The 26,667-nt window shown below is 56.7% G+C and carries 8 protein-coding genes; 7 read left to right on the top strand and 1 reads right to left on the bottom strand.

The annotated features are described in order from the left end of the window. Positions 1 to 3: 3 nt before the first annotated feature. Complete coding sequence (gene gltB / locus CK911_RS09165) at positions 4 to 4,461, bottom strand: glutamate synthase large subunit (RefSeq protein WP_098969713.1); 4,458 nt, start codon at positions 4,459 to 4,461, stop codon at positions 4 to 6. A gap of 611 nt (positions 4,462 to 5,072) precedes the next feature. Here gltB and CK911_RS09155 point away from each other — a divergent pair. From CK911_RS09155 to CK911_RS21425, 7 genes are all read left to right on the top strand, one after another. Further along, a complete protein-coding gene (locus CK911_RS09155) occupies positions 5,073 to 6,002 on the top strand; it encodes a TIGR01212 family radical SAM protein (RefSeq protein ID WP_098969711.1) in 930 nt (309 codons plus the stop codon). A 377-nt stretch (positions 6,003 to 6,379) separates the two neighbouring features. Further along, positions 6,380 to 8,524: a type I secretion system permease/ATPase gene (locus tag CK911_RS09150; protein WP_042018976.1), complete on the top strand. Its 2,145-nt coding sequence runs from the start codon at positions 6,380 to 6,382 to the stop codon at positions 8,522 to 8,524. Next, positions 8,517 to 9,950 carry an HlyD family type I secretion periplasmic adaptor subunit gene (locus CK911_RS09145; protein WP_068979423.1) on the top strand — a complete coding sequence of 478 codons (1,434 nt, stop codon included), beginning with the start codon at positions 8,517 to 8,519 and terminating at the stop codon, positions 9,948 to 9,950. Before CK911_RS09150 ends, CK911_RS09145 begins: the two co-directional genes overlap by 8 nt. A gap of 36 nt (positions 9,951 to 9,986) precedes the next feature. Further along, positions 9,987 to 11,312 (top strand): TolC family outer membrane protein, encoded by a 1,326-nt coding sequence (locus CK911_RS09140; protein WP_098969710.1) that lies wholly within the window; start codon positions 9,987 to 9,989, stop codon positions 11,310 to 11,312. Between the two features lie 131 nt (positions 11,313 to 11,443). Continuing rightward, positions 11,444 to 12,196 (top strand): transglutaminase-like cysteine peptidase, encoded by a 753-nt coding sequence (locus CK911_RS09135; RefSeq protein WP_082186734.1) that lies wholly within the window; start codon positions 11,444 to 11,446, stop codon positions 12,194 to 12,196. Positions 12,197 to 12,199: 3 nt separating this feature from the next. After that, the gene (locus CK911_RS09130; RefSeq protein WP_098969709.1) at positions 12,200 to 14,125 is read left to right on the top strand and encodes an EAL domain-containing protein; all 1,926 of its coding nucleotides are present in this window, start codon (positions 12,200 to 12,202) and stop codon (positions 14,123 to 14,125) included. Positions 14,126 to 14,391: 266 nt separating this feature from the next. Further along, complete coding sequence (locus tag CK911_RS21425; protein ID WP_253860404.1) at positions 14,392 to 26,607, top strand: retention module-containing protein; 12,216 nt, start codon at positions 14,392 to 14,394, stop codon at positions 26,605 to 26,607. Positions 26,608 to 26,667 lie beyond the last annotated feature (60 nt).

Below are 26,667 nucleotides of genomic sequence, written 5' to 3'. Positions count from 1 at the left end.
TCCTTATTGCGCCTGGATTCTGAGTTCTGCACTGGAACGGCTGGTGTGGCCCAACAGCGATTTCACGTCGCTGGATTTGGGCTTGATCAGCTTGAACATGGGCACAAAGGCATCGAAGTTGGCCAGGATCTCTTCGGCGCGCGAACTGCCGGTTTCATTGAGGTGCTCGGTGATGATGCCGCGCAGGTGCTCCTGATGAATGGCGAGACTCGCCACATCCAGCAACTCTACCAGCTCGGGATTAGTGCGTTTGGCGAAGTTGCCGCACTCATCGAGCACATAGGCAAAACCACCGGTCATGCCTGCCGCGAAGTTGACGCCGGTCGTGCCGAGAATGGTGACTATGCCACCGGTCATGTATTCACAACCGTTGTCACCAATCCCCTCGACAACCGCCAGCGCGCCGGAGTTACGCACCGCAAAACGCTCGCCAGCGGTACCTGCTGCATAGAGCTTGCCGCCGGTGGCGCCGTAGAGGCAGGTGTTGCCGATGATGGCCGCCTCATGGGATTTGAAGGCAACGCCGACATGGGGTTTGACCACTAGCTTGCCGCCGGTCATCCCTTTGCCGACGTAGTCGTTGGCGTCACCGGTGAGGATCATCTCGAGGCCTCCCGCGTTCCAGACGCCGAAGCTCTGGCCTGCGGTGCCGTTGAAGTGCACCTTGACCGGATCTGCGGCCATCCCCTGATTACCGTGACGCTTGACGATCTCGCCCGACAGACGGGCTCCCACCGAGCGATCGGTGTTGCGGATGTCATAGCGGAACTCGCCGCCGCTTGAGGTTTCCACCGCTGCCAGCAGATCGTCCACCATCTGCAGGTTGAGCGGCCCCTTGTCGAACGTGGGGTTATGCTGCTGGCTGAACAGGCTGGAGCCCGCCGGTGCGATGGGTCTGGCCAGAATGCCCCCGAGGTCCAGCTTGGCCTGACGGGCGGTGAGGCCGGGCAGGGCCTCAAGCAGATCGGTGCGGCCAATCAGATCGGTCAGCTGGGTGACGCCCAGCTGGGCCATCAGTTCGCGGGTCTCTTGTGCGATGAACTTGAAGTAGTTCATCACCATCTCCGGCAGGCCGGTGAAGTGTTCGCGGCGCAGCTTTTCATCCTGGGTGGCGACGCCGGTGGCGCAGTTGTTGAGGTGGCAGATCCGCAAGTATTTGCAGCCGAGTGCCACCATGGGGCCGGTGCCAAAGCCGAAGCTCTCGGCGCCGAGAATGGCCGCCTTGATGATATCGAGGCCGGTCTTGAGACCGCCATCCACTTGCAGCCGCACCTTGTGGCGCAGGCCGTTGGCGACCAGCGCCTGTTGAGTTTCAGCCAGACCCAGTTCCCACGGGGAACCGGCATATTTGACCGAGGTGAGCGGGCTCGCGCCAGTGCCGCCGTCATAACCGGAGATGGTGATGAAGTCGGCATAGGCTTTGGCGACGCCACAGGCGATGGTGCCCACACCGGGCTCGGAGACCAGCTTGACCGATACCAGACAGCTCGGGTTGATCTGCTTGATGTCAAAAATAAGCTGGGCCAGATCCTCGATGGAGTAGATATCGTGGTGCGGCGGCGGGGAGATCAGGGTCACGCCGGGCACGGAATAGCGCAGCTTGGCGATCTGGGCGGTTACCTTGTCGCCGGGCAGCTGGCCACCTTCGCCGGGCTTGGCACCCTGAGCCACCTTGATCTGCACCACATCGGCGTTCATCAGGTAGTGAGGGGTGACGCCAAAGCGACCGGATGCTACCTGCTTGATGCGGGAGTTCTTCTCGGTGCCAAAGCGCTTGGGATCTTCGCCACCTTCACCTGAGTTGCTCTTGCCGCCGAGGCGGTTCATGGCAATGGCCAGCGCTTCGTGGGCCTCTGGCCCCAAGGCGCCGATTGACATGGCGGCGGAGTCGAAGCGGGGGAAGAGGGCCTCGGCAGATTCCACAGCACTCACCTCCACCGGATGGTCGACTTTTTTCAACGCCAGCAGATCACGCAAGGTCGAGACCGGGCGCTCATTGACCAGCCGGGCGTACTCCAGGTAATCGGCGTAGTTGCCAGATCGCACTGCGGCTTGCAGGGTTTGCACCACATCCGGGTTGTAGGTGTGGTACTCGCCGCCATGGACAAACTTGAGCAGGCCGCCGTGACTGAGGGGCTTGCGTTGCAACCAGGCCTGACGGGCCAGATTGTGCTGATCTTGCTGGATATCGCTAAAATCGGCCCCTTGAATACGGCTCGATACCCCACGGAAACAGATCTCAACCACCGACTGGGCAAGCCCCACAGCTTCAAACAGCTGGGAGCAGCGATAGCTGGCCACGGTACTGATGCCCATTTTGGACATCACCTTATAGAGGCCTTTGTTGATGCCGTTACGGTAGTTGACCATCGCTTGACGCAAGGTCATCTTCAGCACCCCTTCTTCAACCTGCTTGGCCAGAGTTTCATAGGCCAGATAGGGGTAGACGGCAGTGGCGCCAAAGCCCAGCAGTACCGAGAAGTGGTGCGGGTCGCGGCAACTGGCGGTCTCTACCAGAATGTTGGCATCGCAGCGCAAGTTGTTGTCTACCAGAGTGCGTTGCACCGCACCCACCGCCATGGCGGCCGGGATCGGCAGGGTGTCGGCGCTGATATCGCGATCTGACAACACCAGCAGCACGGTGCCACTCTTGGCGGCGGTTTTAGCCAGCTCGCAGATGCGAATGATGGCCGCTTCCAGCCCCTCTTCGGGCTTGAAGTTGAGACTGATCACCTGGTGGCGATAGTATTCCCCTTCCAGAGCCAGCAGCTGATGGAAGTCGGAGTAGAGCAGGATCGGCGACTGGAACAGCACCCGGTGGGCGTGGCCGAAGGTCTCGTTGAAGACGTTCTGCTCGCGACCGATACAGGTGGCCAGCGACATCACGTGGTTCTCCCGCAGCGGATCGATAGGCGGGTTGGTCACCTGGGCGAACATCTGGCGGAAGTAGTCATACAGAGTCCGTTGACCGGACGAGAGCACCGCCATCGGGGTGTCATCCCCCATGGAACCAACCGCTTCCTGACCGTTCTCAGCCAAGACCCGAATGATCTGATCCAGCTCCTCGAAGGAGTAGCCGAACAGCTTCTGATAGGTTTTCAGCTGGTCATCGGCAAACTCGCGGCTGCCGGTCTGGTTGTCATCCATCTGCTCGAATGGCACCAGTCGGGTGCAGTGCTTGTCCATCCACTGCTTGTAGGTGTGGCGGCTCTTGAGATCGTCGTCAATCTCGAAGCTGGTCCACACCTTGCCGTTGTGGGTATCTACCACGAACAGCTCGCCCGGGCCGACCCGGCCCTTCTCCAGCACTTCGTCCGGGGTGTAGTCCCAGGTGCCGACCTCAGACGCGAGCGTGATGAACTTGTCCTTGGTGATGACGTAGCGGGCCGGACGCAGGCCATTGCGATCAAGCGCGCAGGTGGCGTAGCGACCGTCGGTCATCACGATACCGGCAGGGCCGTCCCACGGCTCCATGTGCATGGAGTTGAAGTCATAGAAGGCGCGCAGGTCGTCGTCCATGTTCGGGTGCTTTTGCCATGCAGGCGGGATCAACAGACGCATGGCACGGAACAGGTCCATGCCACCGGCGAGGAAGAGATCCAGCATGTTGTCGAGGCTGGAAGAGTCGGAGCCGGTGGTGTTGACGAAGGGGGCCGCTTCCTGCAAATCGGGGATCAGCGGAGTCGCAAACTTGTAGCTGCGCGCCTTGGCCCACTGGCGGTTACCGGCGATGGTGTTGATCTCGCCGTTGTGAGCGAGATAGCGGAACGGCTGGGCCAGTGGCCAGCGCGGACTGGTGTTGGTGGAGAAGCGCTGGTGGAACACGCAGATCGCTGCTTGCATGCGAATGTCGGCGAGATCCAGATAGAAGCGCGGCAAGTCTACCGGCATGCACAGTCCTTTATAGACGGTGACCAGGTTGGAGAGACTGACCACATAGAAGTAGTCGTCGTTGATGCGCTTCTCGATACGGCGACGCACGATATAGAGGCGACGCTCCAGATCCTGTTCAACCCAGCCGGGAGGTGCGTTGACAAAGACCTGTTCAATACTGGGCAGGGAGGCTTTGGCGATAGGGCCGAGCACATTGGTATCGACGGGCACTTTGCGCCAGCCGACCAGACTCAGGGTCTCTTTTTCCAGCTCTTCGTCGATGATGTCGCGAGTCTGCTGGGCCAGGACCGGGTCGGGGTTGAGAAACAGCATGCCAACCGCGTACTTGCGGCCAAGGTGCCATCCCTTCTCCTCGGCAACAGCTCTATAAAAGCTGTCGGGTTTTTGCAGCAGCAGGCCGCAACCATCGCCGGTCTTGCCATCAGCGGAGATCCCGCCGCGGTGTTGCATGCGAGCCAATGCTGACATCGCGAGACGGACAAGTTTGTGGCTGGCTTCCCCTTCCATGTGGGCCAACAGGCCGAAGCCACAGTTATCCCTCTCCAGCTTTGGATCATATAGTGACATTGCATTTCTCCCTTGCTCGGCCTTCCATCGCACAGCCATCAACTGACTGCATAAATTGCGATTGGCTCTTGTGGTTCCGTCTGCCTGACGTGGCGAATCTCCAAACTAATGGGATTTTCTGACGAGGTCAATCGCAGGTCAGGTTTGTCTCGGTGGTTACATTTCCATAACAAAATGTCGAAGCTGAGGGGGTAATTGGCTAGAATGGTGCGATTGTTCTGCTCGGTCTGGTGTTTGTGGTGAAATATATTGCCATTGGGGAGTTCAATGGTGCGCTTATCGACCGAGGGTGAATGTAGTAATTTTACCAACCCGGCTTGGTCGACAGCGGAGGTGATCACATTTTCAATATTGCAGGCTTGCAATTGTGTCTTGTCGGGTCTCTTTGAATTTTTCATTGTTCAACAGTGAGTTATCAGGTCTCATTTTCATATGGATGTTTACTGTTGGAATAGTCAACGAGCTGCCAAAATCTGTTTTTTGCGCTTTTTCTCTATATTTATTCAAAATTGACCGGATATTTATATGTTTTACCTCCTCCGCTAGCTTGATCCAGCTCAGCCCCTGTTTTGCGCAAGCTCGTACAATGGCGCTCCTTTAGCGGAGGTGCCATGCAGTTACACGAACTCGTCAATACATTCGGTCAAGATCTCAAGCAGCGTCACGGTCAGAAGATCCACAAACTCTCCATCCATGGTGCCTTCACCTGCCCGAATCGGGACGGCACCCTGGGCCGCGGTGGCTGCACCTTCTGTAATGTCTCCTCTTTTGCCGACGAGTCGGCCCAGCAGCTCTCCGTGGTGCAACAACTGCTGGCACGCCGCGATGAAGTGACCCGCGCCAAGCGCTATCTCGCCTACTTTCAGGCCTATACCAGCACCTATGCTGAGGTCGAATATCTGCAGCGCATGTACGAAGAGGCACTGTCAGTAAGCGATATGGTGGGGCTCTGTGTGGGCACCCGTCCCGATTGCGTGCCGGATGCGGTGCTGGATCTGCTGGCGGGCTATCAGGAGCGGGGTTACGAGGTGTGGCTGGAGCTCGGGCTGCAGAGCGCCAATGACAAAACCTTGCAGCGGATCAATCGCGGACACGGTTATGCCGCCTATGAGGATGCGGTGAAGCGGGCCCATCAGCGCGGCATCAAGGTGTGCGCTCATCTTATCGTTGGCCTGCCGGGCGAGGTGCCGATGGATAGCCTGGATACCCTGCATCGCATCGTGGAAACCGGTGTCGAGGGGATCAAGCTCCATCCGCTTCATGTGGTGGAGGGCAGCACCCTCGGCAAGGCGTGGCAGGCTGGGCGGCTTGAGGTATTGACGCTGGAGCAGTATGTGGAAGCGGCAGTCGCCATGATCCAGCACACGCCGCCCGAGGTGGTTTATCACCGCATATCGGCATCGGCACGTCGGCCAACGCTGCTGGCGCCCGTTTGGTGTGAAAATCGCTGGACTGCGATGGCGGATATTGCCAAAGCGTTGGCCTTGAGCGGCCCACAAGGGCATGCGCTTGGCAGACCCTTCATACTTCCTGACCTATAATTGAGTGCGACGTTATTATTTTCACCTAAAACATAGGGTTATATAAAAAAGTACATACCATAAACTATAGTTTTGGGGTGTTCCGGTTGATATAGTAATGCACACTTAATGGCCATCTAATTGACATTGTTATCCATTAAGTTCGACACGCCCCAGCAAGGCAGTGATAGCATGGAGTCAGTCAGGCCATGTTTATCGGGATTCGGCCATGTCGTTACCAGCGCCCTGCAGTAACTTATGGATGAATGTTTGCTGACAGGTTGATGCCCTGTGCCCGCACATCAGGAGATGTGTGATTTGGTGTGTTAGTCGCGCGAGCAGGAAAATACGTGCGGTTCATTTTCGTCTTGATCCCATTTATGCAGTGACAGGATGCTATGCAAGCAGAAACAAGTCGTATCGATGAACTATTAGAGTGCCTGGTCTTCTTGACCCGCTTTTATGGTGTGCCCAACAGTCAGGATGCCCTGACGACCGGGTTGCCTCTGGTCTCTGGCCGTCTGACAACGGCGCTGTTTTGCCGCGCGGCTGAACGGGGTGGCTTATCTGCCCGTGAAGTGATCCAGCCGTTGGCTGATATATCACCCTTGTTGCTGCCTTGCGTATTGCAGATGCGCAGTGGTGGCGCCTGTATTCTGCTGGAGTGGAACGAGGATCGCAGCCAGGGGAAAGTGATTTTTCCGCAGGCTGGTGATGCAGCCCAATGGCTATCTACGGCTCAGCTCGGTGATGAGTATCTGGGTCGCCTCTTCTATGTGAAGAAGCAGTTCAAATTTGACGAACGCTCACCCAAGGTGCTGGAAACCCGCGATGGTCACTGGTTCTGGAGCACCCTGTTCGAATCACGGGGTATTTATCGCGATGTGCTGATTGCCTCGATCCTCATTAATCTGTTTGCGGTCGCCAGCCCCCTCTTCACCATGAACGTCTATGACAAGATCGTGCCCAATCTGGCGTTTGAGTCGCTGTGGGTGCTGGCTGCGGGGGCCATGGTGGTCTTTACCTTCGATTTTGTGATGCGTCAGCTACGCAGTTACTTCATCGATATTGCCGGCAAAAAATCCGATGTGCTGCTGTCGGCCAAGATCTTTGCCAAGGTGATGGGCATGCGCATGGAGTCGCGCCCTGCCTCCACCGGTGCTTTCGCCAAGCACTTACAAGAGTTTGAGTCGGTGCGGGAGTTTTTCACTTCCGCCACCGTATCTACCCTTATCGATCTGCCCTTCGCGGTGTTCTTCCTCTTTATTATCTGGTTGTTTGCCGGCGTGATGGTGGTGGTGCCCATTGTGGCCATGCTGATCCTGGTTGCCTACAGCTTCTATATTCAAGGGTCGCTCAAGCAATCCATTGAAGAGGGTTCGCGCCTTGCCTCCCAGAAAAACGCCAACCTGATTGAAAGTATTTCCGGGTTGGAAACCGTCAAAATCTTCGGTGCCGAAAGCATGTTCCAGCATCGCTGGGAGCAGGCGGTATCCCATATCTCCACTTGGGGTGTACAGACTCGTCGCATTACCAACTCCATGTCTTCACTGGCCAGCTATATCCAGCAGGTAGTGACCGTTGGGCTGGTCATTGTAGGGGTTTACCAGATATCTGAAGGTTTGGTCACCATGGGCGGCATGATTGCAGCCGTGATGCTGGCGAGCCGGGCAATTGCGCCTATGGTGCAACTCTCGGTGCTGTCGACACGCTATAACCAGGCCAAGTCTGCGCTGGATATTCTGGAAAAGATCATGCAAACCCCGGGTGAGCAGGAAGAGGGCAAGCAATATATCCATCATCCGGTGATTGCCGGTCGGATCGAATTCGAGAATGTCTCGTTTAAATACCCGGGCATGGAAACCAGCTCGCTGCACAATATCAATTTACGCATTCAGCCAGGTGAGAAGGTGGCAATTATCGGCCGGATCGGGGCAGGTAAAACCACCCTTGAGAAACTGCTGATGGGCTTGTATCGACCCACCGATGGTTCGGTCCGTATCGATGGATTTGAGCTGGATCAGCTGCCCTCGTCGGTGATCCGTCGCAATATCGGCTGTGTCCCTCAGGATGTCATCCTGTTTTTCGGCTCGGTGCGGGACAACATTATGTTGGGTAATCCGCTGGTGGATGATGCTCGGGTCTTGCGCGCCGCCAAACGGGCCGGTGTGACCAACTTTACCAACCGGGATCCCAATGGCCTTGATCGGCAGATTGGCGAAGGCGGGCGTCAGCTTTCCGGTGGTCAGCGTCAGGCGATCCTGCTGGCGCGTGCGCTGCTCAATGATCCCCCCATTCTGGTGATGGATGAACCCACCTCCAACATGGACAACCAGTCCGAGATGCAGGTCAAACAGGAGCTGGCCAGACTTGGCCCGGAAACCACCCTGATCCTGATCACTCACAAGACCTCCATGCTGGATGTGGCATCCCGGGTGATTGTTATCGAGCAAGGTCAGATAGTTGCAGATGGCCCTAAAGATGTGGTGTTGCAACAGTTGAAAGAAGGCAAAGTACGAGTGCAGGAGGTATCCCATGGTTAAGGGACTCTCCGGCTGGTTCAACCGGTCTAAGAAGGCGCAGTCTGACGACGTCTTACCCGCACCTGAGCACTTGGAGTTTGTCGATGACGGAGCCGCCGCTGTGTTGCTCAGTACACCGACCAGTGCCCGTATCTTGTTGTGGTGTTGTTTCTTGTTTTTTGTGAGTGCCATTGTCTGGGCTGCATGGGCAGAGCTGGATGAAGTCACCGTGGGGCAAGGCAAGGTAATGCCTTCTCGGCAATTACAGGTAATCCAGAACCTGGAAGGGGGGATAGTCAAAGAGATCTTTGTCAAAGAGGGTGACATCGTAGAAAAAGGGCAGGCATTGCTGCGTATCGATGATACCCGTTTTCGCTCCGATTTTCGGGAACGGGAGCAGGAGCTGGTGACCCTGAAAGGCGATATCGCCCGGCTGCGGGCCGAGATGGCCAGTGTTGAGGTAAAAAATGAGCCGGCACTCGGTTGGCGTGAGCAAGTGGTCATCTCTGAGGCTCCCATCCAGTTTCCTGATGGTTATGAAACGATTTTCGCTGAATATGCCAACCGTGAGCGTTCAGTCCAAAAAGATCGCCTCAATAACTTGAAGAACCAGCTCTATATATTAGGGCAGCAAATCGAACAGAAAGAGCAGGAACTGATAGAGTTGAACGCCAAAATACGCACCGTGAACCGCAGCGTGGATTTGGCCAGACAAGAGCTCAATATCAGTCGTCCGCTGGCTAAAGAAGGAATTGTGCCACAGGTTGAATTGATCAAACTGGAGCGTCAGGTCAACGAGATGCAAGGGGAGCTGGAGAGTAACCGGTTGATTATTCCAAAACTCAACTCGGTATTGCGGGAGTCTATATCAAAGCGTAATGACATCGCGTTAACCTTCCGGGCTGATTCACAAACCGAGCTTAATGAGAAGCAGGGACGACTTGGTCAGCTGTCCGAAGGGCAGGTCGGCTTGCAAGACCGGGTTGATCGTACCAGTGTGATTGCGCCGCTCAAAGGCACTATCAAAAAGCTCAAGATCAATACCCTGGGCGGTGTAGTGCAACCGGGTATGGATTTGATGGAGATAGTGCCGCTGGAAGATACCTTGCTGGTGGAAGCTAAAGTGTCGCCAAAAGATATCGCCTTCCTGCGACCCGGGCTGGACGCCATCGTCAAGATTACTGCCTATGACTTTACAATCTATGGAGGATTGCATGGCAAGGTTGAACAGATAAGTGCGGACTCGATCCAGGATGAGGAGGGGAACTCCTTTTATCTGGTTCGAGTACGTACCGACAAGAGTTACTTGGGCGATGAGCTTAACGCACTTCCCATCATCCCCGGTATGTTAGCCAGTGCGGATATTATTACTGGTAAAAAAAGTGTCCTAGACTATTTGCTGAAACCCATATTAAGGGCAAAGCAGTCGGCACTGAGAGAACGATAAGCCAACAATCTAAAACAATACATGACTGGAGATAACATGAAAAAAACGATTGTTGCCATGCTGGTCAGTGGCATCACCCTACTCCCTGGTTTGGGGCAAGCCCAGACGCTGGAGGAGTCGGTAGGACATACGCTTGCGACACATCCCAAGATCAAGGAAGCGTTCGATTTGTATCAGGCACGCCTCTATCAGCATGATGGTGCCAAGGGTGGTTACTATCCCACCATCGATCTGCGTGGTGGCGTAGGCTATGAAAAGACGGACAGCCCTTCTACCCGAGCTGCCAGTGCCAACAGCAATATTGATGACTCCATGACTCGTAAAGAGGCCGGGCTCAGTCTGCGCCAAATGTTGTTTGATGGCTTTGATGTCAGCAACAACGTATCCAGAACAGAAGCAGAAGCCAATGCCCAGCGTCTGGCGATGATCTCTGAAGCGGAAAACACCGCGCTGCGGGTCTCTGAGGTGTACCTCAACATGCTGCGTCAGCAGGAGATCCTGGAGCTATCCAAGCAGAATCTGGAAACCCACGAGCAGATCCGCAGTGACATTCGCAAGCGGACCGACTCAGGTCTGGGATCGACGGCTGACCAGACCCAGATCGATGGTCGTGTTGCCCGAGCCTATTCGAACCAGGCTGCAGCGGAGAACAACTATCGCGATGCAGAAAGTGAATTTATCCGTGTCGTGAATGAGGTGCCAAAAGATTTGGTACAGCCGGTTCCTAACGCCGAGGTCATTCCGGCCAGTCTGGAGACAGCGCTGAAAACCGCGACCGAAGTTCATCCAACCCTGCTCTCTTCACTGCAGGATATTGAAGCGGCCAAATATCAGCATGAAGGTGCCAAGTCCGGTTTCTACCCCAATGTGACATTTGAGGTGGATCAGAACTGGAATGAGGATATCGATGCGGTTAAAGGGCGTAACGATGACCTGACCGCCATGGTGCGGATGCGTTACAACCTGTTCCGCGGTGGTTCTGACGTGGCAGAGAGCAACGCTACATCGGCGCTCTATTCCCAGGCGAAAGACATTCATCTGAATGCGTTCCGCCAAGTGGAAGAGGGCACGCGTCTGGCATGGAACGCCAAAGAGTCGCTGACCAAGCAGAAGACCTTCTTGAAAGAGCACGTCGACGCCAGCTATGACACAGTGCAGGCCTATAAAAAGCAATTTGGTTTGGGCCAACGGACTTTGCTGGATGTGTTGAACACCGAGAACGAACTGTTTGAAGCGCGTCGTAGCTATATCACTGCTGAATATGACGCGCTGCTGGCGGACTATCGCATTCTCAATGCGACAGGTAGCCTGCTCAATGCCTTTAGCGTCAAGCAACCCGCTGAATGGCAAGCCAAGAAGTAACGGTTCGCTATTGATCCCGCAGGGATGATGACCGCACCAAGGTGACTGCGTATTGCAGTCACCTTGTTTGGTAAATGTAAGTGGTTGTCCGGTTTCAGGAGTGCGCAGCAACAATGCAGCAGGCAACGGATGTGACACTTCAGCCTGGAGAGGGTTACCGGTTTCCTTTTATTTTCAGTAGATGGAAACTGTTATGCCTGCGCGTTTTGCGCCACTCGTTATGGGTTTTGCTGCTACCTGTTTCGCTGTTGCTCTGTGCCAGTCAACCTTTGCCACCGGAAGATCTCAATTTGATCAAACGGGCTGAGCAGACCTATGGTGCACGAGCAGGCAAGCGGGTAACCAGTTGGCGGATGCTGGTCATGGAGACGAAGGGAAGGGCTCTTAGCGAGGCGAAAAAACTCGAGCGAGTGAATAACTTTTTTAATCGGATGCGCTTTATTGATGACATCAAGTTGTGGCGCAAGAAGGATTATTGGGCCACGCCACTTGAGTTTCTGGGGGCGGCCGGGGGAGATTGCGAGGATTTTAGTATTGCTAAATATTCCACGCTGCTTGAACTTGGGATCCCGGATGAAAAAATGCGGATGGTGTATGTCAAGGCGCTTGATTACAACCAGTTTCACATGGTGGTTGCCTATTACGAGACGCCATCTTCCGTTCCGGTTATTTTGGATAATTTGATTGGCTCGATTAGACCCGCCACACAACGACGGGATCTGTTACCTATTTATAGCTTTAACGGTAGTCACTTGTGGTTGATGAAGGCGAAAGGCCAAGGGGAACTGGCTGGTCAATCATCTCGCTTGGGATTATGGAATGATTTACGCAATCGCATGACCTCGGGGCGATTGGCTCGGCCAGCGGTGAATTTGGATGATTAACCTATGACGCTCTATCGACAGTTATTAGCCACCATGCTGCTGTTGTTTGGATTGCTCTTTGCGGCCACATACTGGGTGCAATTCAATTCAACCCGCACGTATCTGGCACAGCAACAGCAAACAACGGTCATCAACACTGCCACCTCGCTGGGGCTGGCACTGACTCCCTACCTGGAAAATGGTGACAAGGTTGCTGCCGAATCAGTGATCCAGGCCATTTTTGATGGTGGTTATTACCGACAGGTTCGCCTTGACCTGCTCGCCTCCAAAGATGTCATCGAGTTGGAAAACACCAATACTATTCAGGGTGTACCGCAGTGGTTTATCAATTTGGGGTTGTTTCCAGAGGTATCCAATGAGTCAATTCTGACATCTGGCTGGTTGCAGCTTGGCAAATTAAAGGTGGTTGGCCACCCTGGCCAAGCTTATTACGAGTTATGGCGCGGAATGAGCGAACTGGCGAGCTGGTTTCTGGTCGGTTTTTTGATCACCACCATTCTATTGATGAGAGCACTCAACTATTTGCTTAAACCGCTGAAACACATCTGCCAGCAAGCGGTCGAGATCGAGTTGCATCATTTTGGTCATGCCATTCCTGAGCCGAAAACCCATGAATTGAAACAGGTGGTTCAGGCTATAAATACCCTATCAAGCAAGTTGGCATTGCAGTTCAAAGAGCAAGCCGATGAGGCTGAAAAATTGCGTGAGCGGGTGTATGTAGATGCGGTATCTGGTCTTGGCAATCGCGCCTATTTTGTCGGTCAGGTCAATGCCTGGATTGCAGAGGCAGGACAAGGGGGCGTCATGCTGATTGCGGTAGACATGCTTGATGACATCTACCGTGATGAGGGCTTTGCTGCCCGTGACAATATGGTTAAATCCATCGCGCAAGCCTTGAAAGAACAACTGCAAGGGTGGGATGGCGCTGCGTTGGCCCGGATTTCGGCAACGGAATATGCACTGCTCTGCCCAACTGATGACCTCACTCAACTCAAAGACTTGGCTGAGGTGATTAATAGCCGCATCGCCGATCTGGTGGTGAATCCAATGGGCGAAGGCGATGCACTCTCAGTCATCGGTATTGCCGGTCGTGATGGCCACGATGATCTCTCAGCCTTGTTGACCAAGGCCGATAATGCTCTTGGCAAAGCGCGCAATGAACGCCGTGGTGCTGTCGTGATGGAAGGGGGCGCCGAACAAGGGTTGATGGGACGTTTGGCCTGGCGAGATCTGGTGCAAGATGCCATCTCACGGCAACTGTGGCGCTTCAAAGCCCAACCTGCTTGCCGATTTGATAATGGCGCCAGGTTGCATGCCGAGTTGTTTGCCTCGATTTCTCGTGATGGCACCGATTATTTTGCCGGTCAGTTCTTGCCTGCAATTGAGCAGTTCAAACTGGGTGGCGAGTTTGACCAGGCGGTCCTCGATGCTTGCGTTCCATTACTGCAAAAGCAGTCTGATCTGGTGCTGGCGATCAATATCACGGCTGGCTCGCTCTGTTCAGATGAGTTTTTAACCTGGCTGACTCGCTATTTGGCCGAGCATGCCGAGTTGAAAGAGCGGCTGCTATTTGAAATACCTGAAGCTGCCATCATGAAGCATAAAGAGAATGTGACCGCGTTGGTGCACGCCTTGCAGGCGCATGGCTTCCAGTGGGGTGTTGATCACTTCGGCCGTCACTTCCACTCTTTGGGTTATCTGGAGGAGCTGGCACCGGCGTATGTCAAAGTTGACCACGGTTATACCAGTCAGGTTATGGAGCCGGGGGCAGATACCTCATTCCTGGCCGCAGTGTGCCGTGCCGCACATAATGCTGGTGTGACCACGATTGCGACCCGTGTGGAGGACCAACGCCAAGTAGAGCTGCTCTCGAAGTTGCATATTGATGGTTATCAGGGGTTTGTTCATCCAGCTTTTCCCTTGTCTTGAATAATACAATGTTAAAAATGGCCCCGAATGGGGTCATTTTTATATCTAAAAATTCTCTTTTCCCTCTTTCAATATAATGGAATTATGGCGAGCCTCTAATGGCGCTCAGTAAATGGTGTTGATTTTTATATTAAAAAAGCAACCCTTCTATTTTTTTCCCTCGTTCTATTGAATACCTACCGAATTGATACATTTTTGCAACGGATAAGCATGTCATCTCCTCCTACGGTTTAGGAATCAAGATCCGTCACGTTGGAGCAATGGATATGCGTACCCAAATCATCGACAAGTCAGTGGTTGTCTCAGCTATCGAAGGCAATGTGGAAATTGTGCTGGCTGATGGAAGCAGCCGCCCTCTGCAAAAAGGTGAAATCCTCCAACCCGGAGCCAAGTTGACCATAGCGGATGATGCCAAGCTGGCACTTTCCCCTTATGACGACACACCTGCACAGAATTCCCCTACGGGTTCCGAGTCGGTTGAACCAGGTCAACCACAAGCGGGGGCCAGTCCGGAAGGGGCTCCTTCAGATATTGCTGCATTGCAAGAATCGATTCTGCAGGGCGTTGACCCGACTCAAAACTTTGAAGCCTCTGCTGCCGGTGGTGCCCCTGCGGCCGGTGGTGGTGGCGGTATTGGTGGGGTTGCCGGAGCCAGTGGTAATGGTGGTTTCGTCACCATTGATCGAACCGGCGATGCCACGATAGCGGCTGCAGGGTTTGATACAACCTACGATACGGCCGCCGTAATCAATGCAAATCAGGCAGAAGATTTAATTCTTGAGAATCAGCTTGATGATTTGGGCGAAGCCGTCGTGACCCTGGAAGACACTCAGGTCAGCGGTAATCTGCTGGACAACAGTACCAACCCTGATGGACCCGCTGCTGCCTCTGTCGTTTCATTTGACTGGGGTATCAACATCGGTGTGCCTGCTGGAGTGGCTGCCACCATTACTGGTGTGGGCACGCTGATCATCAACCCAGACGGGAGTTACACCTTCACGCCAGCGCCTAACTATGATGGCGCCGTTCCCTCAATAAATTATCAGGTGACTGACGGCCAGGACACAGTGACATCGACACTCGTTATCTCAATCACTCCAGTCGATGAAGAAGTAGCTCTTGCTGGGCTGGCTCGGGAAGGGGGGGAGGTACAAGTTAGCGATACCAATTTAACGGATGGTTCGGCTCCCAACGCTGCAGCCTTGACTCAAAGTGGGGTGTTTACCTTCAATGCTCCTGACGGCGTCCAGAGTTTGACCTTGGCTGGCGTTACATTAATCACCAATGGCCAGTTAGGCGCATCGTTTCCACAGTCCATTATCAGCCCATTAGGAAATGCACTGACCATCACAGCGGTGACCTACAACCCGGTGACCGGTGAAGGGCAAGTGAGTTACAGCTATACCCTTGGCGATAATGGAGACCATACAAGACCCGTCAATGACACCTCCCTGAGCGAAAGCTTCAGCGTTGTACTGATCGATAGTGATGGTGATACGGCTAGCGATACCCTTGATGTCACCATTTTGGATGACATACCAACTCTGGCTAATGGGGAAGAACTATCTGTGCGCAGTTTGGTCCATGAAGATGCGCTGACCAGTGGCAACAGCGAAGGGACCAGTCAGAGTGTGAGCGCCAGCGGTGCGGCCGGTACCCTCAATAGTTTGGTCAACTTTGGTGCCGATGGGGCAGGCAGCTTTGGTTTGGGCAGTGATGTCAGCAGTCTGGTGGGGCAGGTACTGACCAGCGGCGGTGTAGCGCTCAGCTACAGCGTGGTGGGTAATGTGTTGACCGCCAGTGCAGGTAGTGTGCCGGTCTTTACCCTGATCGTAGGGGCTGAAGGCAGCTACAGCTTTACCCTGATTGGTCCGCTGGACCATCCGACAGCGGATGGTGATGACAGCGAGCAGCTGGCTGGCGTGGGCATCGATTTCTCTGGCGTACTGACCGTCACCGATGGTGACGGAGACCCGCTGACAGGTAGCTTCCCAGCGGGGAGCTTTGCCATCAGGGTGGAAGATGATGTGCCGGTGCTGGCTGGCGGTGAAGAGGCACAGGTTCGGGTTGCCGGTCAGGTGCAGGAAGATGCGTTGGTCAGCGGTAACAGCGAAGGGACCAGTCAGAGTGTGAGCGCCAGCGGTGCGGCCGGTACCCTCAATAGTTTGGTCAACTTTGGTGCCGATGGGGCAGGCAGCTTTGGTCTGGACAGTGATGTCAGCAGTTTGGTGGGGCAGGGATTGACCAGCGGCGGTGTAGCGCTTAGCTACAGCGTGGCGGGTAATGTGTTGACCGCCAGTGCAGGTAGTGTGCCGGTCTTTACGCTGACCGTAGGGGCTGACGGCAGCTACAGCTTTACCCTGAGTGGTCCGCTGGACCATCCAACAGCGGATGGTGATGACGGCGAACAGCTGGCTGGTGTGGGCATCGACTTCTCTGGCGTACTGATCGCCATCGATGATGACGGAGACCCGCTGACAGGTGGCTTCCCTGCAGGGAGTTTTGCCATCAACGTGGAAGATGATGTGCCCAAGGCTATCAACGACGAGGGAGGTTCTGTCACCGAAGACGTGGCGGGTAGCCTCAGTGGCAACGTGCTGGGCAACGATGTATCCGGTGCGGATAGCCCGGCGGTGTTCGTGGGGTGGAGTGCCACCGGGCATGACAACAGTGCAGCAGTTAGTGCACTGGCGACCTACGGTACCTTTACCCAAAACCCGACCACTGGCGCCTGGAGCTTTGCACTGGACAACAGCAAGGCTGCGACCCAGGGGCTGACTGCCGAGTCAGCGCTGAGCTACGACGTCTGGTACACCATGAAGGATGCGGATGGTGATGAGAGCATCGCCAAGCTGACCATCAGCATCAAGGGAGCGGATGACAACGCGAGCGTGGTGACGGCAGCGGCAAGCGGGCCGGACCATCAGGTGTTCGAGGCGGGTCTCAATCCGGGCGGCTCGAATGCGGAGGCTGCGACTGAGACGACGACGGGCAGCTTCGCGGTGTCGGCCTCGGACGGCATCCTGAGCGTGGTAATAGGGGGCACCAGTTACACGCTGGCGCAACTGCAAGGGTTCAATGGTAGTCAGACAGTCAACACCGGTGAAGGCGTTCTGGCGCTGCTGGGTTACAGCGGGACAGCCAGCAGTGGAACGGTGAGTTACAGCTACACGCTGAGCGCGACCATCGACAACGACAGCAAGGAGGGGGCTACGCTGACGGCGTTTGATGACAGCGTAACTATCACGGTGAACGGAGTGGGTGGCACCAGTGCTAGCGACCAGCTGGTCGTGCGCATCGTGGATGATATGCCGAGTGCTATTAACGACGAGGGAGGTTCTGTCACCGAAGACGTGGCGGGTAGCCTCAGTGGCAACGTGCTGGGCAACGATGTATCCGGTGCGGATAGCCCGGCGGTGTTCGTGGGGTGGAGTGCCACCGGGCATGACAACAGTGCAGCAGTTAGTGCACTGGCGACCTACGGTACCTTTACCCAAAACCCGACCACTGGCGCCTGGAGCTTTGCACTGGACAACAGCAAGGCTGCGACCCAGGGGCTGACTGCCGAGTCAGCGCTGAGCTACGACGTCTGGTACACCATGAAGGATGCGGATGGTGATGAGAGCATCGCCAAGCTGACCATCAGCATCAAGGGAGCGGATGACAACGCGAGCGTGGTGACGGCAGCGGCAAGCGGGCCGGACCATCAGGTGTTCGAGGCGGGTCTCAATCCGGGCGGCTCGAATGCGGAGGCTGCGACTGAGACGACGACGGGCAGCTTCGCGGTGTCGGCCTCGGACGGCATCCTGAGCGTGGTAATAGGGGGCACCAGTTACACGCTGGCGCAACTGCAGGGGTTCAATGGTAGTCAGACAGTCAACACCGGTGAAGGTGTTCTGGCGCTGCTGGGTTACAGCGGGACAGCCAGCAGTGGAACGGTGAGTTACAGCTACACGCTGAGCGCGACCATCGACAACGACAGCAAGGAGGGGGCTACGCTGACGGCGTTTGATGACAGCGTAACTATCACGGTGAACGGAGTGGGTGGCACCAGTGCTAGCGACCAGCTGGTCGTGCGCATCGTGGATGATATGCCGAGTGCTATTAACGACGAGGGAGGTTCTGTCACCGAAGACGTGGCGGGTAGCCTCAGTGGCAACGTGCTGGGCAACGATGTATCCGGTGCGGATAGCCCGGCGGTGTTCGTGGGGTGGAGTGCCACCGGGCATGACAACAGTGCAGCAGTTAGTGCACTGGCGACCTACGGTACCTTTACCCAAAACCCGACCACTGGCGCCTGGAGCTTTGCACTGGACAACAGCAAGGCTGCGACCCAGGGGCTGACTGCCGAGTCAGCGCTGAGCTACGACGTCTGGTACACCATGAAGGATGCGGATGGTGATGAGAGCATCGCCAAGCTGACCATCAGCATCAAGGGAGCGGATGACAACGCGAGCGTGGTGACGGCAGCGGCAAGCGGGCCGGACCATCAGGTGTTCGAGGCGGGTCTCAATCCGGGCGGCTCGAATGCGGAGGCTGCGACTGAGACGACGACGGGCAGCTTCGCGGTGTCGGCCTCGGACGGCATCCTGAGCGTGGTAATAGGGGGCACCAGTTACACGCTGGCGCAACTGCAGGGGTTCAATGGTAGTCAGACAGTCAACACCGGTGAAGGTGTTCTGGCGCTGCTGGGTTACAGCGGGACAGCCAGCAGTGGAACGGTGAGTTACAGCTACACGCTGATCGCGACCATCGACAACGACAGCAAGGAGGGGGCTACGCTGACGGCGTTTGATGACAGCGTAACTATCACGGTGAACGGAGTGGGTGGCACCAGTGCTAGCGACCAGCTGGTCGTGCGCATCGTGGATGATATGCCGAGTGCTATTAACGACGAGGGAGGTTCTGTCACCGAAGACGTGGCGGGTAGCCTCAGTGGCAACGTGCTGGGCAACGATGTATCCGGTGCGGATAGCCCGGCGGTGTTCGTGGGGTGGAGTGCCACCGGGCATGACAACAGTGCAGCAGTTAGTGCACTGGCGACCTACGGTACCTTTACCCAAAACCCGACCACTGGCGCCTGGAGCTTTGCACTGGACAACAGCAAGGCTGCGACCCAGGGGCTGACTGCCGAGTCAGCGCTGAGCTACGACGTCTGGTACACCATGAAGGATGCGGATGGTGATGAGAGCATCGCCAAGCTGACCATCAGCATCAAGGGAGCGGATGACAACGCGAGCGTGGTGACGGCAGCGGCAAGCGGGCCGGACCATCAGGTGTTCGAGGCGGGTCTCAATCCGGGCGGCTCGAATGCGGAGGCTGCGACTGAGACGACGACGGGCAGCTTCGCGGTGTCGGCCTCGGACGGCATCCTGAGCGTGGTAATAGGGGGCACCAGTTACACGCTGGCGCAACTGCAAGGGTTCAATGGTAGTCAGACAGTCAACACCGGTGAAGGCGTTCTGGCGCTGCTGGGTTACAGCGGGACAGCCAGCAGTGGAACGGTGAGTTACAGCTACACGCTGAGCGCGACCATCGACAACGACAGCAAGGAGGGGGCTACGCTGACGGCGTTTGATGACAGCGTAACTATCACGGTGAACGGAGTGGGTGGCACCAGTGCTAGCGACCAGCTGGTCGTGCGCATCGTGGATGATATGCCGAGTGCTATTAACGACGAGGGAGGTTCTGTCACCGAAGACGTGGCGGGTAGCCTCAGTGGCAACGTGCTGGGCAACGATGTATCCGGTGCGGATAGCCCGGCGGTGTTCGTGGGGTGGAGTGCCACCGGGCATGACAACAGTGCAGCAGTTAGTGCACTGGCGACCTACGGTACCTTTACCCAAAACCCGACCACTGGCGCCTGGAGCTTTGCACTGGACAACAGCAAGGCTGCGACCCAGGGGCTGACTGCCGAGTCAGCGCTGAGCTACGACGTCTGGTACACCATGAAGGATGCGGATGGTGATGAGAGCATCGCCAAGCTGACCATCAGCATCAAGGGAGCGGATGACAACGCGAGCGTGGTGACGGCAGCGGCAAGCGGGCCGGACCATCAGGTGTTCGAGGCGGGTCTCAATCCGGGCGGCTCGAATGCGGAGGCTGCGACTGAGACGACGACGGGCAGCTTCGCGGTGTCGGCCTCGGACGGCATCCTGAGCGTGGTAATAGGGGGCACCAGTTACACGCTGGCGCAACTGCAAGGGTTCAATGGTAGTCAGACAGTCAACACCGGTGAAGGCGTTCTGGCGCTGCTGGGTTACAGCGGGACAGCCAGCAGTGGAACGGTGAGTTACAGCTACACGCTGAGCGCGACCATCGACAACGACAGCAAGGAGGGGGCTACGCTGACGGCGTTTGATGACAGCGTAACTATCACGGTGAACGGAGTGGGTGGCACCAGTGCTAGCGACCAGCTGGTCGTGCGCATCGTGGATGATATGCCGAGTGCTATTAACGACGAGGGAGGTTCTGTCACCGAAGACGTGGCGGGTAGCCTCAGTGGCAACGTGCTGGGCAACGATGTATCCGGTGCGGATAGCCCGGCGGTGTTCGTGGGGTGGAGTGCCACCGGGCATGACAACAGTGCAGCAGTTAGTGCACTGGCGACCTACGGTACCTTTACCCAAAACCCGACCACTGGCGCCTGGAGCTTTGCACTGGACAACAGCAAGGCTGCGACCCAGGGGCTGACTGCCGAGTCAGCGCTGAGCTACGACGTCTGGTACACCATGAAGGATGCGGATGGTGATGAGAGCATCGCCAAGCTGACCATCAGCATCAAGGGAGCGGATGACAACGCGAGCGTGGTGACGGCAGCGGCAAGCGGGCCGGACCATCAGGTGTTCGAGGCGGGTCTCAATCCGGGCGGCTCGAATGCGGAGGCTGCGACTGAGACGACGACGGGCAGCTTCGCGGTGTCGGCCTCGGACGGCATCCTGAGCGTGGTAATAGGGGGCACCAGTTACACGCTGGCGCAACTGCAAGGGTTCAATGGTAGTCAGACAGTCAACACCGGTGAAGGCGTTCTGGCGCTGCTGGGTTACAGCGGGACAGCCAGCAGTGGAACGGTGAGTTACAGCTACACGCTGAGCGCGACCATCGACAACGACAGCAAGGAGGGGGCTACGCTGACGGCGTTTGATGACAGCGTAACTATCACGGTGAACGGAGTGGGTGGCACCAGTGCTAGCGACCAGCTGGTCGTGCGCATCGTGGATGATATGCCGAGTGCTATTAACGACGAGGGAGGTTCTGTCACCGAAGACGTGGCGGGTAGCCTCAGTGGCAACGTGCTGGGCAACGATGTATCCGGTGCGGATAGCCCGGCGGTGTTCGTGGGGTGGAGTGCCACCGGGCATGACAACAGTGCAGCAGTTAGTGCACTGGCGACCTACGGTACCTTTACCCAAAACCCGACCACTGGCGCCTGGAGCTTTGCACTGGACAACAGCAAGGCTGCGACCCAGGGGCTGACTGCCGAGTCAGCGCTGAGCTACGACGTCTGGTACACCATGAAGGATGCGGATGGTGATGAGAGCATCGCCAAGCTGACCATCAGCATCAAGGGAGCGGATGACAACGCGAGCGTGGTGACGGCAGCGGCAAGCGGGCCGGACCATCAGGTGTTCGAGGCGGGTCTCAATCCGGGCGGCTCGAATGCGGAGGCTGCGACTGAGACGACGACGGGCAGCTTCGCGGTGTCGGCCTCGGACGGCATCCTGAGCGTGGTAATAGGGGGCACCAGTTACACGCTGGCGCAACTGCAAGGGTTCAATGGTAGTCAGACAGTCAACACCGGTGAAGGCGTTCTGGCGCTGCTGGGTTACAGCGGGACAGCCAGCAGTGGAACGGTGAGTTACAGCTACACGCTGAGCGCGACCATCGACAACGACAGCAAGGAGGGGGCTACGCTGACGGCGTTTGATGACAGCGTAACTATCACGGTGAACGGAGTGGGTGGCACCAGTGCTAGCGACCAGCTGGTCGTGCGCATCGTGGATGATATGCCGAGTGCTATTAACGACGAGGGAGGTTCTGTCACCGAAGACGTGGCGGGTAGCCTCAGTGGCAACGTGCTGGGCAACGATGTATCCGGTGCGGATAGCCCGGCGGTGTTCGTGGGGTGGAGTGCCACCGGGCATGACAACAGTGCAGCAGTTAGTGCACTGGCGACCTACGGTACCTTTACCCAAAACCCGACCACTGGCGCCTGGAGCTTTGCACTGGACAACAGCAAGGCTGCGACCCAGGGGCTGACTGCCGAGTCAGCGCTGAGCTACGACGTCTGGTACACCATGAAGGATGCGGATGGTGATGAGAGCATCGCCAAGCTGACCATCAGCATCAAGGGAGCGGATGACAACGCGAGCGTGGTGACGGCAGCGGCAAGCGGGCCGGACCATCAGGTGTTCGAGGCGGGTCTCAATCCGGGCGGCTCGAATGCGGAGGCTGCGACTGAGACGACGACGGGCAGCTTCGCGGTGTCGGCCTCGGACGGCATCCTGAGCGTGGTAATAGGGGGCACCAGTTACACGCTGGCGCAACTGCAAGGGTTCAATGGTAGTCAGACAGTCAACACCGGTGAAGGCGTTCTGGCGCTGCTGGGTTACAGCGGGACAGCCAGCAGTGGAACGGTGAGTTACAGCTACACGCTGAGCGCGACCATCGACAACGACAGCAAGGAGGGGGCTACGCTGACGGCGTTTGATGACAGCGTAACTATCACGGTGAACGGAGTGGGTGGCACCAGTGCTAGCGACCAGCTGGTCGTGCGCATCGTGGATGATATGCCGAGTGCTATTAACGACGAGGGAGGTTCTGTCACCGAAGACGTGGCGGGTAGCCTCAGTGGCAACGTGCTGGGCAACGATGTATCCGGTGCGGATAGCCCGGCGGTGTTCGTGGGGTGGAGTGCCACCGGGCATGACAACAGTGCAGCAGTTAGTGCACTGGCGACCTACGGTACCTTTACCCAAAACCCGACCACTGGCGCCTGGAGCTTTGCACTGGACAACAGCAAGGCTGCGACCCAGGGGCTGACTGCCGAGTCAGCGCTGAGCTACGACGTCTGGTACACCATGAAGGATGCGGATGGTGATGAGAGCATCGCCAAGCTGACCATCAGCATCAAGGGAGCGGATGACAACGCGAGCGTGGTGACGGCAGCGGCAAGCGGGCCGGACCATCAGGTGTTCGAGGCGGGTCTCAATCCGGGCGGCTCGAATGCGGAGGCTGCGACTGAGACGACGACGGGCAGCTTCGCGGTGTCGGCCTCGGACGGCATCCTGAGCGTGGTAATAGGGGGCACCAGTTACACGCTGGCGCAACTGCAGGGGTTCAATGGTAGTCAGACAGTCAACACCGGTGAAGGTGTTCTGGCGCTGCTGGGTTACAGCGGGACAGCCAGCAGTGGAACGGTGAGTTACAGCTACACGCTGAGCGCGACCATCGACAACGACAGCAAGGAGGGGGCTACGCTGACGGCGTTTGATGACAGCGTAACTATCACGGTGAACGGAGTGGGTGGCACCAGTGCTAGCGACCAGCTGGTCGTGCGCATCAGCGATGATGCCCCGATAGCCAATAACGATGCGGACAGCGCCGTCGAAGGGGTATTCACCCCGGTCACCGGCAACGTCATCACGGGGCTGGGTACCACGGGCGGCGCCGGTGGTGCGGGTGCTGACGTCAAGGGGGCGGACGATGCGGCGGTCAGCCAGGTCGTCGGCTTCAATGGCAGCACCGACAGCAATCCGTCGGGTGGCTTCACGGTCACGGGCCAGTACGGCAACCTGACCATGGGCCTGGATGGCGAGTACAGCTACACGCTGACCGCGGCCTCGGTGCCGGTCGGAGCCACGGATGTGTTCACCTACACGCTCAAGGATGGAGACAACGACACGGCCCCGGCGACCCTGACCATCAACATCGGCCAGGATACTCGCACACCGGTGCTTACCATCGGCAATGCGACAGTGGATGAAGAGGGTCTGCCGGTCCGTGGCAGTGAGCCGGCCGGTTCGGCTGCGGCGGGCGACTCCGAGATATTCACCGGCAGCTTCACCGTCAATACGCAAGGTGAAAACCTCACCGGGCTGACCATCGGTGGTCAGGTCTACAACCTGGTCAGCGGCGGCAGCCAGACGCTGATAGACAACGCACAGGGTGCGCTGGTCGTGACCGGGGTGACCGGTCCGAGCGGGGGTCTGTACACGGTGAACTACACCTACACGCTCAAGGACAATGTGCTCACACACAGCGTGCAGGGGGATGATGATGCGGTCAACGGCCCGCTGTTTGTGGTGTCTGCCACGGACGCGACGGGGGATGTGGGTACCGGTAATCTCCAGGTGGTCATCAGCGATGATGCCCCGACGGCGAATGCCGTGACCAACGCAGGCCAGGCTACCCAGGTGCAGAACACCAACCTGATGCTGATCCTCGATATCTCCGGCAGTATGGATAGTGCATCGGGGTATCAAGGCATGACCAGAATGCAGGTGATGCAGAAGTCGGCACTGGAGCTGCTCGATAAATACAGTGCCTACGGCAATGTAATGGTCAACATCATCACCTTTGCTACCTCTGCGGCCAACGCGACAGGTGTCTGGGTCACTGTCGATGCGGCCAAGACGATCATTCTTGGCCTCTCACCGACTAGTGCAACCAACTACGATGACGCACTGAACGAGGCAATCAAGGCCTTTGGTGACAGTGGCAAACTCGTTGGCGCGCAGAATGTCTCTTATTTCATGTCCGATGGCCTGCCAAACGAGAATGAGCTGAGCGGCGGCCCCGCCACGGTTCCCGACGGCGACAATTCTCTGGGAGGAGGAGATGGAATCAGTGGCGACGGGGTGACGCTGAGCGGAGAGGCGAAGGATTGGGCTGACTTCCTGACGGCGAACAACATCAACTCCTTTGCGCTTGGGATGGGGTCTGGAGCCACTCAATCGGCGCTCGATCCGATCGCCTACAACGGTGTCAGTGAGGTGAACTCAACTTCGTTGATTGTGACGGACTTCAGTCAACTGGCAGCCACGCTGCTGAGCACTGTTGTTGCTCCTCCACTGTCCGGGCAATTGCTCAACGGAGGGTTAACAGCCAGTACCGGTGCTGATGGTGGCTGGATCAATGCCATTACAGTTGCAGGTGTCACTTACACCTACAACCAGAAGACTGACTCAGCCAGCTCAAACACTGCAGCCGGTACATTCAATGCGACGACCAACGAATGGTCCATTACGGTTGCTGGGGGCATCCTCAAGGTGGACATGGACAACGGTGTATATACCTATACTCCGCCGTCATCCATACCGGTCGGTGGCATCAATCAGAGCTTTGGCTACAGCGTGATAGATAACGATGGGGATATTGCGTCCAGCACCCTGTCCATCATCGTCAATCCGGCGGTCGGTCCTACAGTGGTACGTGATGACTTCATCATCACCAATCAGGATCCGTCTACCATCCCGGATTGGGCGCTGCTGGTCAACGATACGGGGCCGCTGGCGGCTACCCAGATGATCACGGGGGTCTCGGGCGCGGTCAGTGGTACGGTAACCGACAATGTGGGCTCGGTGACCTTCGACGATACCCCGGGCAGTATCACACCCAACACTTACCAGGGGTCGTTCAACTACACCAACAGCACGACCTCGGATACTGCCAAGGTGTTTGTGGATGTTCAGGGCAGTACGCTCACTGGTAGTTATCTTGACGAGATCCTGATTGGTGGATCTGACGATGAGACGCTCAACGGAAATGCTGGCAACGATATCCTGCTTGGAGGAGCAGGAAACGATAGCCTGAATGGTGGAGATGGCAACGACATCCTCGTCGGCGGCGCAGGCAATGATACCTTGAACGGTGATGCTGGCAACGACACTGCCAGTTACATCGATATCACGGGTGGCGTCGGAGTCACTGTGATAGTCAATGGCACCAGTCAGAATACCGGAGGGGCAGGGACAGACAGCCTGAGTAACATGGAGAATCTGGTCGGCTCGATGTTTGGTGATACTCTGACAGGCGATGCCAATGCCAATATCCTCAGCGGCTTGGCCGGCAATGACACCTTGATAGGAGGCGGTGGCGACGATCTGCTGATAGGTGGTATGGGCAGTGACACCCTGACAGGCAATTCCGGCAAGGATACCTTCAAATGGCAGGCGGGAGATGCCGGTGGTACTGACACTATCAAGGATTTCACCACGGGGGCGAATGGGGATGTCCTCGACCTCAGCGAGTTGCTCACAGGTGAACATGCCAATAAGAACTCGCTGGATGCCTACCTCAATTTCAGTAGCTCTGGACCAGGGACAGGGAAATCAACATTAACGATTGATTTGGACGGCACGAGTGGAGGAACAAGCCACGTCATAAAATTTGACAATATTGACCTGACAACCTTGGGTAACAGTGACCTGCAGATCATTCAGAAGTTGCTGGATGACGGTAATTTGAAGGTTGATCCGTAACCTTGTCTCGGGGCCGGGCTTGCCTGGCCCCTGTTTTTTCCTCAAGGGGATAGATAAGAT

Origin of the sequence: Aeromonas sp. CU5 (assembly GCF_002586745.1) — a bacterium.
Taxonomy (GTDB): Bacteria; Pseudomonadota; Gammaproteobacteria; order Enterobacterales; family Aeromonadaceae; genus Aeromonas; species Aeromonas sobria.
The sequence above is the reverse complement of the archived record's forward strand: the minus strand, read 5'-3'. Positions and strand labels throughout refer to the sequence as shown.